Genomic DNA, 13,293 nt, shown 5'->3' on the forward strand with positions numbered 1-13,293 from the left:
CGCCGTGCACGACAACACCTACCTTCCCGATCACTTTTTACACCACATTGCGGCCATTATGCCGGCTCATCTGTCTATGGATGATTTTGTGGCCAGTTGTCGGCGACCGCTACGGCGCAGCATTCGGGTCAATACCCTCAAGATCACTGTGTGTGACTTCTTGGCACAAATGCAGCCACAGGGTTGGCAGTTTGATCCCGTGCCCTGGTGTGACACCGGCTTTTGGCTGACCCGCAGCGATGAAACGGTTCCCCTCGGCAACACCGCCGAGCATCTGAGCGGACTTTTCTACATTCAGGAAGCGAGCTCCATGCTGCCGGTGACCGCGCTCTTTGCCAGCGACAAGATCAAAGCGGACGGCATGTTGCTGGATGCCGCTGCCGCCCCCGGCTCCAAGACCACCCAGATCGCCGCGCTGATGAACAATCAGGGCATGCTGGTTGCCAACGAGTTTTCCAGCAGCAGGTTGAAAGTGCTCAGTGCCAATATCCAGCGCTGCGGTGTGACCAATGTCGGCATGACTCACTTTGATGCCAAGGTGTTTGGCCAGTGGTTGCCGGAAACCTTCGACGCCATCCTGCTTGATGCCCCCTGCTCCGGCGAAGGGACGGTACGTAAAGATGAAGATGCCCTGCGCAACTGGAGCATCGAGAGCATCGACGAGATTGCTGCGGTGCAGCAAGGGCTGCTGGAGAGCGCCTTTCATGCCTTGAAACCGGGCGGTGTGCTGGTCTACTCCACCTGCACCTTGAGTGAGCAGGAGAATCAGGCGGTCTGCCAATCCCTGCTGGACAAGTTTGGCGATGCCCTGATGTTTGACTCACTGGCGGACCTGTTCCCCCATGCGGAGCAGGCCTGTACAGCGGAAGGATACCTGCACGTTTGGCCCCAGATCTTCGACAGTGAGGGCTTTTTCGTCGCCAGATTACGCAAGCAGCACTCGGTGCCCAATACCATGTTCAAACCGGGCAAGCTGGGAAAATTCCCCTTCTCTCCCCTACCGGCCAAAGAGGCTGACTCCATGTTGCAAGAGATTGCAGCCAACTTCGGGGTGATGCCGCAGGGGCAGTTGTTTGGTCGCAATGACGAGATCTGGCTCTTTCCCCATCTGTTTGAACAGGTACAGGGTAAGCTGCGTTTCGATCGCATCGGTATCAAGTTGGCCGAGACCTTCAAGAAGGGTTATCGACTCACCCATCAATGGGCACTGGCTTATGGTGATAAAGCCAGTCAAGGATTTGTCGAACTCGACAGCGCCAATGCCCGTGAATTTATGATGGGACGAGATGTCTGGCCTGAGCAGGCCGCTGGCGCTGGTGAGGTGATCGTCCGTTACCAGGGACATACCCTGGGCATGGGGAAATGGGTGGGCAGCCGGGTCAAGAATGCCCTCCCCCGAGAACTGGTGCGAGACAACAATCTCTTTGGTGCGTAAGCAGCGGAACGAGTCTGGAATAACCACACTCAGGTTGAACTTCTCTTCGGATCTTGAAAAGCCTTGAGCCTTGTCTAAGCTTAAGGCAATCCGAACACCAGTTAGCGCACGGCTCTGCAAGGAGCCAATTTCCCTATGCCAGGTACAAGGAATTCGTACCTGGCTCTTTTTATCTCTTATCGTCCCGCCAACGCTTCATCGTTAGGCTTCTACGACAGTCTCTTCCACCAGATTGGCTACTGTGTTTTCAAGCTCTGAGCCCCTGCCCAACTCATGTTGATAGAACAGATCGATCGCCTGTTCGATAAGCGATGCCTGACTGTCTTCGAGGTGAAGACCGAGATCAGCCAATCGCTCGGCGTGGCGATTGCTGATCCAGCATTGCAATCGGGTATGAGTCTCCTGTTTACGCTTTACATGCTGACGCTGCCGCTCGGCATTATTTTGTGGCACTGCCTCTTCGGCGTCACTCACTGCTATTTCATGGCTCATATGACCTTGCAATGCTCCATTATCAGATTTGTTATCTCTTACTTAATGCGTTTATCCATTGGCAGAGTGCCCTTCCCTCTTGAACGCTAGGCAGCGTGGCAAATATATCATCAGATCAACGAGATATCATTTAACATAAAAAATGCGGTGACGCAGTTATGTCAAAGCAAGCCATCGAGCGCGTGATCGGAGAATTTATGGGCATCATCGAAGTACTCCTGCAGAGTCCGCATATCCTTGTGGCGAGTGACTTCAATGATCTTGTTCATCGGTTTGCCGGCAGTCACAGCCGAGGTGATAAATCCGCGCCGCAAGCTGTGGCCGCTGACGTAGAGATCATCGATGGCCTGACCGGTGCGCCGCTTGATCATCAGGTTTATCCCTTGTGGCCCCAGGGGATCTGGCATGAGTTGCCCCCAGCGGTTCATCCGCCGAAACAGGTGCCCCTCGCTGATCCGGCTTTTGCGCAGCCAGTGCTGCAGTGCCGACACCGGACAATGATGCTTGCCCGGGATCAGCGCAATTTCGGTTTCATGGAGCTGATGCTTGCTCGGTTTGAGGCGAAGGCGGATCCCCTGCCCCACAAAATCGATATCACTCACCTCGATACGGGCCGCTTCCGAGCGGCGCAAGGCGCCACTGAACATCAACAGCAGTAGGGTGTGATCGCGAAGGCCGGCCAAATTAGTGGTGTCGATGCCATCCAATACCCGAGTTAATGGTTGCAGCGTTAATGCACCTGTCTTGCGCTTACGGTTATCCCCCAGTCGCACTATACCGCGCATCATCTCCTTGATTTCGGGATGCTCGGTCGGCATTGGGTTAATGCCTTTTTGTTTGAAGGCATAGCGGATCCCCGCCAGCCGTCTCACCAGGGTTGCCGGTTTTCGGGGTTCTCCATTGCGTAGCTCCCCCTTCCCCTCCTCTTTATCGAGCCATACCCAGTCGGCCAATACCCCATCTGCCTGATCCGCCAGAAAGTTCATGATGTCGTGATGGCTGGTTTGCAGCGGATCCAGCCCGTGCAATTGGCACCAAAAGACGAAAATACGGGTATCGGCCTGATAAGCATTGAGGGTTGAATCGGCTTTTGAACTGCGTAAAAAGCGACGAGCCCGACTATTTAGCTGGGCATCGAAGACGGTTTGCAGTGACTGATGAGCCGGATTGGATAAGCTTGGATATACCACGGAACACTATGATTCATATGAAGTTTAAGAGGATCTTACAGGATCCTCCCCATACATCAAGTATCGATAATGAATATTATCGATACTTGATGTAACTTGATTTAATACCCTTAACCCCCGTAGCACATATTGAACATAGGGGTGTTAATCGCCGCTATTTAGCATGAACTTAGAATATGCGAACACACTGTAAGTGAGAGATAACAAGGTGTGGTGTTGATATTGACGGGGGTAATCTGCTTGATATTTGAAGTATAAAAAGCCCCGAACAACGGGGCTTTGGGATTATTTCTTAGCCAGTTTAAACAGTTCAAAGAAATTACGGCTGGTCGCCTCGGCCAATTCACTCAGTGGTATATGGCGCAGGTCGGCAATAAATTGGGCAACATCTCGGACAAAGGCGGGTTCATTCTCCCTCCCCCGATGGGGAACCGGCGCAAGATAGGGTGCATCGGTTTCAACCAGCAATCGGTCGAGGGGCAGTGCCTTGATCACTTCTTGCAGTGCAGATGCATTTTTAAAGGTGGCGATCCCGGAGATGGAGATATAAAAACCCATGACCATCGCTGCTTGCGCCATCTCGAGGGATTCGGTGAAACAGTGCAGCACGCCGCCAACCTGATCCGCCCCCTCTTCGCGCATGATCTGCAAGGTATCTTGCTGGGCATCACGAGTGTGAATGATCAGCGGCTTGTTCAGCGCACGAGCAACCCGGATATGTTCGCGGAAAGAGGCCTGCTGCACCTCTTTGTTCTCCGGCGAGTAGAAGTAGTCGAGCCCGGTCTCGCCGATGGCGATCACTCTTGCGTCTGCCGCTTGAGTCAGCAGCAAGGCAGCATCCACCCCGGGTTCCTGATTGAGCGGGTGCACCCCGCAAGAGGCAAACACTTGGGGATAGGGGGCGATCGCCTCGAGCATGGTCGGGAACTGTGCCTGAGTCACACTGACACAGAGGAAATATCCCACATCCAGTTTCGCGGCCTTGGCCAGCACATCGGCCATATTGGTCTGTTTGCTGCCATAGCTCAGGCGATCGAGATGACAGTGGGAGTCAACGAGTAACATATAAAACCTTTATTCTTGTCGGAACTATAACCAGCGACTGAGCCAGTTCATCAGATGGATGGTGGGATTGGAGAGCTGTCCCGGCTGGCACGCTGACTTGAGGGCAACCAATTGCTGCTCCTCTTCCAGCAGTTTTTCACTGGAGTGCTGCTCTGCCAGTCGTTGACTCAAGATCGCCAGATCCGGCATCGCCAACTGGTGGTGACCGCATCCCGCCTGGGTTTTCAACGCGTCGCATAAAAACAGCTGCAGCCAGTGCAACCTGACCTGGGTTTCTTGCCCCAACTGGCTGCAAACTGCGGTTGCTGTGATGGGGCTTTGCCGCAGAGCGACGAAACTTTCCAGCAGTTCGCGGCGAGTTACGTCCTGTTGCTGCTCGATATAGTCGAGTACCCGCAATGGGGCGCCCTGACAGATCCGCACCTGGGCCAAGGTGGCCTGATGACCCTGCTCGGCTAACCAGCGAACCGTCTCCCCTTCTACAGGCAACTGGCAAACATGTTTGTGACAGCGACTAAGGATGGTGGGGAGCAGCCGGGAAACCTGGGAGGCAATCAGCAACAGCAAGCTGTCGCCGGCTGGCTCTTCCAAGGTTTTCAGCAGGGCGTTGGCTGCCGATTCGGTCATCCGCTCCGCATCAGGAATGATCACCACTTTGCCACGACCGAGCTGGGCAGAGCCCTGCAGCCGGGTGCAGATCTCGCGAATGGCCTCGACCCCGATGGTCTTGCTATCACGGGCTATGGTGCCGAGATCCGGGTGGTTACCCTTCTCATACAGCTGGCAAGAGTGACAGTGACCGCACGGTTCTCCGCGATCTGGTTGCTGGCAAAGGTGCAGGCGAGCCAGTCGTTCGGCCAGCTGTTCCTTGCCAAGACCGGGATCGCCGAGCAGCAACCAGGCGTGACCGAGCCGACCGGACTGAGCCGTCTGGCTTAAACGGTGCCAATCCGGGATCAGCCAGGGATACATAGCTGCTCGTTCGACAGATAGTGGTCCAAGGCACTCTCGATGGCGGTTTTGACCTGATCCGGCGTTTGCGCCGCATCGATCACCACAATGGAATCATCCTTGGCAGCCAGTTCGAGATAACGCGCTCGGGTGCGCTCGAAGAAGCTGAGCTGCTCCAGCTCGATGCGATCCAGCTCGCCCCGATGGCGGGCGCGCTGCAAGCCAAGGGCGGGATCGATATCGAGATAGAGGGTGAAATCCGGCTTGAAGTTACCGAGCACCGCCTGCTTGATGGCACCAATCAGGTTGGCATTGATCCCGCGGCCGCCGCCTTGATAAGCCTGGGAGGAGAGATCGTGGCGATCCCCCACTACCCAGATACCGTCCGCAAGGGCTGGCTTGATACGAGTCTCCACCAGTTGTACCCGGGAGGCATACATCAGTAGCAATTCAGCTTCGATGGTGAGGCGCTCATCGTGCACCTCTTTGACGATGGCGCGCATCCGCTCCGCCAGCGGGGTACCACCAGGCTCGCGGGTGCATTCGATCTTGTCGATACCATGGCGCCGCAGATAGTCAGTGACATAACGCACGGCCGAGCTCTTCCCTGCCCCTTCCAATCCTTCGATCACAATAAATTTAGACATTAAGGTTTCTTCAATATGAATTCGCGAACCGCCCGATTGTGTTCATCGAGGGTCTTGGAGAAATAGTGGGCACCGCCACCCTTGGCGACAAAATAGAGATAGTCGCTCGCCAGCGGGTTGAGCGCTGCTTCAATAGAGGCCTTACCCGGCATGGCGATAGGAGTGGGCGGTAAACCATCGATAACATAAGTGTTGTAGGGGTTCTTGTCGGTCAGATCGCTGCGGCGGATATTGCCATCGTAGCGATCCTTCACCCCGTAAATAACGGTGGGATCAGTCTGTAACTTCATCCCCAAACGCAGGCGATTGACAAATACAGCGGCAATTTGTGCTCGCTCGTCAGGCTGGCCGGTCTCTTTTTCGATGATGGACGCCATGATCAGCGCCTCATACGGCGTCTTGTAGGGTAAGTTGGCCTGGCGTTTCTCCCAACTCTGCTGCAAGAAGGTCTCCATGTCCTGATGGGCCCGGCGCAATAGCGATAGATCGCTGGCATGGGTGGTATAGGCGTAGGTTTCCGGCAGGAACCACCCTTCCAGCTTGCCATTCTCAATGCCGAGCTCCTGCGCCAGATCGGCTTCTGATTGCTCGACCGTCAACCGCTCAAGATACGGCGCGCTGGAGAGCTGCTTCTGCCAATCTTCGAAACGGGAACCTTCAACGAAGGTAAGGCTGAAGTGAAACTCCTTGCCTGAGGCAAACAGGGAGAGGGTATCCTTGAGGGGAGCCCCTTCCTTGATCTCATAGGTGCCCAATTTGATGGCAACCAGTTCGGGATGACCGCGCAGCCAGAGCCGCACCGCCCATGGGCTGGTCTCCCCCTCCCCCAACTCGGTTATCAAGCGGGCGGCATGGGCACCTTTTTCCACCGTAAAGAGCCGGGTCGGCCCTTTGTTGGTGAGTGTCTCCACCTGTTGCCATTTGTAGTGCACATAGCCCCCGGAGACAGCAACTGTCAGTGCCGCCCCCGCAAGCAGGGTGTAAAGCCGATTAAACTTCAATGACCAAACGCTCCTGTAAACGGCGACTCAATACCGCGGCGGGATAATCAATATCCTCGATGCCGTTGACCGGCACCACCCCCATCAGGGTATTAGTGAGCCATACCTCTTCTGCCTGCCATAGTGACTCCAGCGGAGCCTCCACCACACGCAACTCAATACTCATCTGTTTCAGCATCGCCATCACCTGGCGGCGCATGATGCCATCGACACCACCCCGGGCCAGATCCGGTGTAAATACCGTCTTGCCCCGACGCCAAAACAGATTGGCACTGACCCCTTCAGTCAGAAAACCGCGACTGTTGAGCACTATCCCTTCGACTGCACCACGGCTGACAAGTTCGCTTTTCAGCAATACCTGCTCCAGACGATTCAAGGTTTTAAGCCCGGCCAGCATGGGAGCATCACCGATCCGCTGGCGGCACACCACCATCTCGATACCCTCCTGTTGCCACTTGCCATAGTGGGTGGGAAATGGCGCCAGGCTGATAATGCGGGTGATGTGCTGACAGCCACTGCCATCATAGCCCCTGCCACCCTCGCCGCGGGTCAGGATCACCTTGGCCACACATTGTGGCTGGTCGGCCACCATCTCTTCAACCTCTTGGGTCAACAGATCCCAGTCTGGCTCAACCAACCCCAGCCGGTTGTTGGCCAGCAGCAACCGTGCCAGATGGGCAGGCCACTGCAACACGCGACCCTCTTTGACCGCCATGGTGGTGAAATGACCGTCACCATAAGCCAGCCCCCGATCATAGGCCGAGATTGTATCAAGCTTCATGCCATTGATAAGCAAAGGGATCCCTCCGATAAAAAAGGCCCGATACCGGCAGTATCGGGCCTGTGTCTTTGCCCTGCGGCAAATTATACGCGTTTGAAGATCAGTGAGCCATTGGTGCCGCCAAAACCAAACGAGTTGGAAAGGGCGTACTCGAAGCTGCCTGGCTTGGCCACGTGGGGCACCAGATCCAGATCGCACTCTTCATCCGGGTTGTCCAGGTTGATGGTGGGCGGCGCCACCTGATCACGCAGGGCCAACACAGTGATGATCGCCTCGATGGCACCGGCGGCACCCAGCAGGTGACCGGTCATAGATTTGGTTGAGCTGATCATCAGAGATTTGGCGTGCTCGCCAAACACTGACTTCATGCCACGCAGCTCGGCCACATCACCCAGCGGGGTGGAGGTGCCGTGAGCATTGATGTAACCAATCTGCTCGGGGGCAATGCCGGCATCCTTGATGGCATTTTTCATGGCGCGCGCGCCACCGTTGCCATCAGCGGGAGGTGCTGTCATGTGATAAGCGTCACCGCTCATGCCAAAACCGACCAGCTCGGCATAAATCTTGGCACCGCGGGCCTTGGCGTGTTCGTACTCTTCCAGTACCAGTACACCGGCGCCATCACCCAATACGAAACCGTCGCGATCCTTGTCCCACGGACGGCTCGCTTTTTGCGGCTCATCATTGCGATTAGAGAGCGCCTTGGCGGCGGCAAAACCGCCCATCCCCATCGGAGTGGAGGCTTTTTCGGCGCCACCGGCTACCATCACGTCCGCATCACCGTAGGCGATCATCCGGCCCGCCATGCCAATGGCATGGGTACCCGTGGTACAGGCGGTGGTCACGGCAATGTTCGGCCCTTGCAGACCTTTCATGATGGAGAGATGACCAGACACCATATTGATGATGGTGGATGGTATGAAGAAGGGGCTCAGCTTGCGCGGACCACTGTTGATCAGGCTGCTGTGGTTCTGTTCAATCAGACCCAAACCACCGATACCTGAGCCAATTGCCACGCCAATACGTTCGGCATTCTCTTCATTGATAGTCAGGCCGGAATCATCCAGCGCCTGCATACCAGCAGCAATACCGTATTGAATAAAGAGATCCATCTTGCGAGCGTCTTTACGGTTGATGCCGTATTGCTCGGGATCGAAATCTTTGACCATGCCTGCGAAGCGGGTCGCAAACTCGCTGGCATCAAAGTGGTCGATCAGGGAAATGCCGCTCTGCCCGTTGAGCAGTGCTTGCCAGCTGGATTCGGCAGTGTTACCCACCGGGGAAAGCATCCCCAAGCCGGTCACCACGACTCTGCGTTTTGACACTGAGGTAGTCTCCGAGAGGTTTTTGAAAGGAAGCAGATATAAAAGAAGCGGCCCTTGGGCCGCTTCTTTCAGAACAGGAAATTAATCCTGGTTAGCGGTGATGTAGTCGATAGCCGCTTGAACAGTGGTGATCTTCTCGGCTTCTTCATCAGGAATTTCGGTATCGAATTCTTCTTCCAGCGCCATTACCAGTTCAACGGTATCCAAAGAGTCAGCGCCCAGGTCGTCGACGAAAGAGGCGGCGTTCTTAACGTCGTCTGCTTTAACACCCAGTTGTTCGATGATGATTTTCTTTACGCGTTCTTCGATGTTGCTCATGACCTGAATTTTCCTTTAAAAATACGCTATTGCGTCTGGTTGGGGTAGTTTATTCAATTGACGTGAGTTTGCAAGTAGCTTGCCGCTGGTCAAACCACGATATTCGCCAAACTTCGGCGTATTATCGCAAATTTGAACAGATCTCACGACAAATTGATTACACCATGTACATCCCGCCATTAACATGGAGGGTTTCGCCGGTGATATAAGCTGCTTCATCAGAAGCCAAGAATACCACAGCAGCGGCAATTTCTTTTGGATCACCCAAACGGGCGGCAGGCACCTGGCTCATGATGCCACTGCGTTGATCATCATTGAGTGCGCGGGTCATGTCGGTTTCGATGAAACCTGGCGCGACCGCGTTCACAGTGATACCACGGGATGCCACTTCCCGTGCCAACGCTTTGGTAAAGCCAACCAGACCGGCCTTGGCGGCCGCATAGTTGACTTGACCCGCATTCCCCATGGTTCCCACCACGGAGCCAATGCTGATGATGCGACCATGACGTTTTTTCATCATGGCACGCAAAACCGGTTTGCTCAGACGGTAGAGAGAGGTCAGATTGGTATCGATGATCTCGTTCCACTCGTCATCTTTCATCCGCATCAACAGGTTGTCACGGGTGATACCCGCATTGTTGATCAGAATGTCGATATCGCCAAAACGCGCCTTGATGGCGGCAAAGACGGCTTCGATGGATTCCTGGCTGGTCACGTTCAGTGCCATACCGCAGCCATTATCGCCCAAATAGGCGCTGATCGCCTCGGCACCGCTCTCGCTGGTTGCAGTACCGACCACTTTTGCGCCACGGGCCACAAAGGTTTCGGCAATCGCACGACCGATGCCACGACTGGCACCTGTTACCAACACAACCTTATCGGTAAAACTCATCACTTGCTCCTGTTTACTTGGACTGGGCCAGCGCCTGCTCGAAAGAGGCCGTATCGTTGGCATGGATACCTTCCACACGCTTGTCGATGCGCTTGGCCAACCCGCTCAATACCTTACCCGGCCCCATCTCAATTGCGAGAGTGACACCGTCATTGGCCATCTGCTCGACAGTCTCGGTCCAACGAACCGGGCTGAACAGCTGACGCACCAAGGCTTGCTTGATGGCGGCCGGATCCTGTTCACAGGATACGTCGACATTATTGATGACTGCGATGGTTGGAACCTTGATCTCGATCCCGTCCAGCGCTGCTGCCAGTTTTTCTGCGGCAGGTTTCATCAGCGCGCAGTGAGACGGCACGGAGACCGGCAGCGGCAATGCCCGCTTGGCGCCTGACTCTTTCATCAGCACATTGGCTCGTTCAACGGCCTCTTTGTGACCAGCGATAACTACCTGGCCCGGGGAGTTGAAGTTGACCGGAGAGACCACCTGCCCTTGCGCCGCTTTCTCGCAGTTGGCGGCGATGGATTCGTTGTCCAGACCGATGATGGCGGCCATGGCGCCAGTGCCTTCCGGTACCGCTTCCTGCATAGCCAGACCACGCAGCTCGACCAGTTTGACTGCATCGGCAAAATCGAGGGCACCGCTGCAAACCAGCGCTGAGTACTCCCCTAAGCTGTGACCCGCCATCACCGCAGGGGTTGCCCCACCCTGCTGTTGCCACAAACGCCACAGGGCGACAGAGGCGGTCAGCAGCGCAGGCTGGGTGCGCCAGGTTTTGTTCAGATCTTCAAGTGGACCATCCATCACCAGAGCAAGCAGGTCATAACCCAGCACCTGGCTCGCCTCGGCGAAGGTCTCCTTGATCACGGCATGTTGTTCGGCCAGCTCGGCCAACATGCCAACGGACTGGGAACCTTGTCCCGGGAAGGCAATGGCAAAATGGGTCATCATTGATTCCTGTTAGAAAAGATGAAAATGAAATCTGAAACGGGATGAGGCGAATGCCGCATCCCAACGAGGATCAGAGGCGAACCAGCGCCGAACCCCAGGCGAAACCGCCGCCAAACGCTTCCAGCAACACCAGCTGACCGGGTTTGATCCGGCCATCTCTGATCCCCTCATCAAAGGCGATCGGCACAGACGCCGCTGAGGTATTGCCATGTTTGTCGAGGGTCAGCACCACTTTGTCGAGGCTCATACCAAGCTTCTTGGCCGTGGCGTTGATGATGCGGAAGTTGGCCTGGTGCGGCACCAGCCAGTCCAGTTCGCTTGGTGCGATACCGGCAGCCGCCAGGGTTTCGGTCACGATCTCGCTCAGGCGGGTGACCGCTACCTTGAATACGTCGTTGCCCTTCATATACATGTAGGCTTCGAGCTCGGCACCCGGCATACCACGGCGAGGATGTGGCAACTTGAGCAAGTCACCATAACGGCCATCAGCATGCAGATGGGTAGAGAGAATACCGGGGGTCTCGCTGGCGCCAATCACCACCGCACCCGCCCCATCACCGAAAATAATGATGGTGCCACGATCTTGCGGATCGCACATGCGAGAGAGCACATCCGCCCCCACAACCAGCACATTCCGCGCCGCACCGGACTTGACAAACTGATCGGCAATGGAGAGCGCATAAGTGAAACCGGCGCAGGCGGCCGCCACGTCAAAGGCAGGAATACCAGGTACGCCGAGCAATCCCTGCAGCTCGCAGGCTGCGGCCGGGAAGGCATTTTCCGCACTGGTGGTCGCCAGCACTATCATGTCGAGATCGGCTGCTGTCAGACCTGCCGCATCCAGGGCGCGCAGAGCAGCCTGATGAGCCAAGGTGGCCACTGTTTCGTCAGCACCGGCAATGCGGCGCTCATGGATCCCGGTTCGTTCCACGATCCACTCATCACTGGTCTCGACCATCTGCTCAAGATCGGCGTTGGTACGCACTGAACTCGGCAAGTAGCTGCCAGTACCCAGAATTTTGCTATGCATAGAGTTCTTATAGATCCCTGTCAGAGAAGACAGCTTCAAGGCGATCTGCTATTTGCAGTGGAAGTTGATGTTTGGCCTCTTGTGCGGCCAGCAGGATCGCATTACACAAGGCACGCCGTTCAGCACGCCCATGACTTTTTACCACAATGCCGCGCAATCCTAACAGACTTGCCCCGTTATACTGGTCGGGGTTCAGGTAAGAAAAGCGTCGTTTGAACATAAATCCAGCGAGTCGGCCAAGAAAACTGCGTTTCTTGCGGGGATATCCGGCCAGTTCAGCCATCATCCGTACCACACCTTCTGCCGTCTTGAGCGCGATATTACCAACAAAACCATCGCAGACAATCACATCACACTCACCACTGAAGATACGATCACCTTCGATGAAGCCAACATAATTGAGTGCACTGCACTGTCGCAGCAGCTCGGCACTGTGCCGCACCAGATCATTGCCCTTGATCTCCTCCTCGCCAATGTTAAGCAAGGCGACCCGAGGCGCCGATATGCCTTCGACCTTTTCGGCCACAACGGAGCCCATTAGCGCAAATTGCAGCAGCGTATCTGCATCACAACTTACGTTGGCACCGAGATCCAGCATCATGGTGCGCTGGCCGCTCAAGGTCGGCAATGCCTTGATGAGCGCCGGTCTGTCTACCCCCGGCAACGACTTGAGCACGCATTTGGCCATGGCCATCAAGGCGCCGGTATTACCGGCACTGACACAAGCATCGGCCTCACCGGCTTTCACCAGATTGAGCACCACTCGCATGGAGGAGTCTTTAAGGGTACGCAGTGCCACGATCGGCTTGTCGCCCATGCCAACCACTTGGGATGCATGTACGAAACGAACGCGGGGATGATTGAGCAAGCCATGTTGCTGCAACAAAGAAGAGGTCTGGTGCTGGTCGCCGACCAGGATCAGTTTTAGCTGGGGCAAAAGAGACAGTGCCTGCACGGCGGCAGGCACTGTTTCAGAGGGGCCAATATCTCCCCCCATGATGTCTAGCGCGACAGTTTGCGTAGACAAAGGCAATCCTTAAGCGATTACCTTTTTACCGCGATAGAAACCATCGGCAGTCACGTGGTGACGACGATGAATTTCACCACTGGTCTGATCAACAGTCAGTGCAGCGGAGGTCAGTGCATCGTGGGAACGACGCATGCCACGCTTGGAACGGGTTTTACGGTTCTGTTGTACGGCCATTGTAGGCTAA

At 55.6% G+C, this 13,293-nt stretch carries 15 protein-coding genes; 1 reads left to right on the forward strand and 14 read right to left on the reverse strand.

The window, feature by feature from the left end; all coding sequences use genetic code 11:
* The first annotated feature begins 4 nt into the window (after positions 1-4).
* Positions 5-1,435, forward strand: a complete 1,431-nt coding sequence (gene rsmF / locus CF137_RS14415; protein ID WP_139719830.1) for a 16S rRNA (cytosine(1407)-C(5))-methyltransferase RsmF — start codon at positions 5-7, stop codon at positions 1,433-1,435.
* 201 nt (positions 1,436-1,636) lie between these two features.
* Here the strand turns inward: rsmF and CF137_RS14420 are convergent, their stop codons facing one another.
* From CF137_RS14420 to rpmF, 14 genes are all read right to left on the reverse strand, one after another.
* The gene (locus CF137_RS14420; protein ID WP_139719833.1) at positions 1,637-1,927 is read right to left on the reverse strand and encodes a RepB family protein; all 291 of its coding nucleotides are present in this window, start codon (positions 1,925-1,927) and stop codon (positions 1,637-1,639) included.
* A gap of 161 nt (positions 1,928-2,088) precedes the next feature.
* Positions 2,089-3,117 carry a site-specific integrase gene (locus CF137_RS14425; RefSeq protein WP_139719835.1) on the reverse strand — a complete coding sequence of 343 codons (1,029 nt, stop codon included), beginning with the start codon at positions 3,115-3,117 and terminating at the stop codon, positions 2,089-2,091.
* Positions 3,118-3,402: 285 nt separating this feature from the next.
* On the reverse strand, positions 3,403-4,182 hold the full coding sequence (locus CF137_RS14430; protein WP_139719837.1) for a TatD family hydrolase: 780 nt from the start codon (positions 4,180-4,182) through the stop codon (positions 3,403-3,405).
* Positions 4,183-4,206: 24 nt separating this feature from the next.
* Positions 4,207-5,154, reverse strand: coding sequence for a DNA polymerase III subunit delta' (holB, locus tag CF137_RS14435; protein WP_139719839.1), 948 nt, complete (start codon positions 5,152-5,154; stop codon positions 4,207-4,209).
* Positions 5,139-5,780, reverse strand: a complete 642-nt coding sequence (gene tmk / locus CF137_RS14440; RefSeq protein ID WP_139719841.1) for a dTMP kinase — start codon at positions 5,778-5,780, stop codon at positions 5,139-5,141. The genes holB and tmk overlap by 16 nt, the downstream gene beginning before the upstream one ends.
* Positions 5,780-6,781: an endolytic transglycosylase MltG gene (mltG, locus tag CF137_RS14445; protein ID WP_162515944.1), complete on the reverse strand. Its 1,002-nt coding sequence runs from the start codon at positions 6,779-6,781 to the stop codon at positions 5,780-5,782. The genes tmk and mltG overlap by 1 nt, the downstream gene beginning before the upstream one ends.
* Entirely contained in the window at positions 6,771-7,577 is an 807-nt protein-coding gene (gene pabC / locus CF137_RS14450) for an aminodeoxychorismate lyase (protein ID WP_139719843.1), read from the reverse strand. The genes mltG and pabC overlap by 11 nt, the downstream gene beginning before the upstream one ends.
* Before the next feature lie 68 nt (positions 7,578-7,645).
* On the reverse strand, positions 7,646-8,887 hold the full coding sequence (gene fabF / locus CF137_RS14455) for a beta-ketoacyl-ACP synthase II (RefSeq protein WP_101347282.1): 1,242 nt from the start codon (positions 8,885-8,887) through the stop codon (positions 7,646-7,648).
* An 81-nt stretch (positions 8,888-8,968) separates the two neighbouring features.
* Positions 8,969-9,205: an acyl carrier protein gene (acpP, locus tag CF137_RS14460; protein WP_042021919.1), complete on the reverse strand. Its 237-nt coding sequence runs from the start codon at positions 9,203-9,205 to the stop codon at positions 8,969-8,971.
* Positions 9,206-9,362: 157 nt separating this feature from the next.
* A complete protein-coding gene (fabG, locus tag CF137_RS14465) occupies positions 9,363-10,097 on the reverse strand; it encodes a 3-oxoacyl-ACP reductase FabG (RefSeq protein ID WP_042021916.1) in 735 nt (244 codons plus the stop codon).
* Between the two features lie 13 nt (positions 10,098-10,110).
* Entirely contained in the window at positions 10,111-11,046 is a 936-nt protein-coding gene (fabD, locus tag CF137_RS14470; RefSeq protein ID WP_139719915.1) for an ACP S-malonyltransferase, read from the reverse strand.
* A 73-nt stretch (positions 11,047-11,119) separates the two neighbouring features.
* Entirely contained in the window at positions 11,120-12,079 is a 960-nt protein-coding gene (locus tag CF137_RS14475; RefSeq protein ID WP_042021911.1) for a beta-ketoacyl-ACP synthase III, read from the reverse strand.
* Between the two features lie 7 nt (positions 12,080-12,086).
* A complete protein-coding gene (plsX, locus tag CF137_RS14480) occupies positions 12,087-13,106 on the reverse strand; it encodes a phosphate acyltransferase PlsX (RefSeq protein ID WP_139719846.1) in 1,020 nt (339 codons plus the stop codon).
* Positions 13,107-13,115: 9 nt separating this feature from the next.
* Positions 13,116-13,283: a 50S ribosomal protein L32 gene (gene rpmF / locus CF137_RS14485; RefSeq protein WP_042021907.1), complete on the reverse strand. Its 168-nt coding sequence runs from the start codon at positions 13,281-13,283 to the stop codon at positions 13,116-13,118.
* Positions 13,284-13,293 lie beyond the last annotated feature (10 nt).

The organism is Aeromonas sobria (assembly GCF_006243315.1).
GTDB classification, from domain to species: Bacteria; Pseudomonadota; Gammaproteobacteria; order Enterobacterales; family Aeromonadaceae; genus Aeromonas; species Aeromonas sobria_A.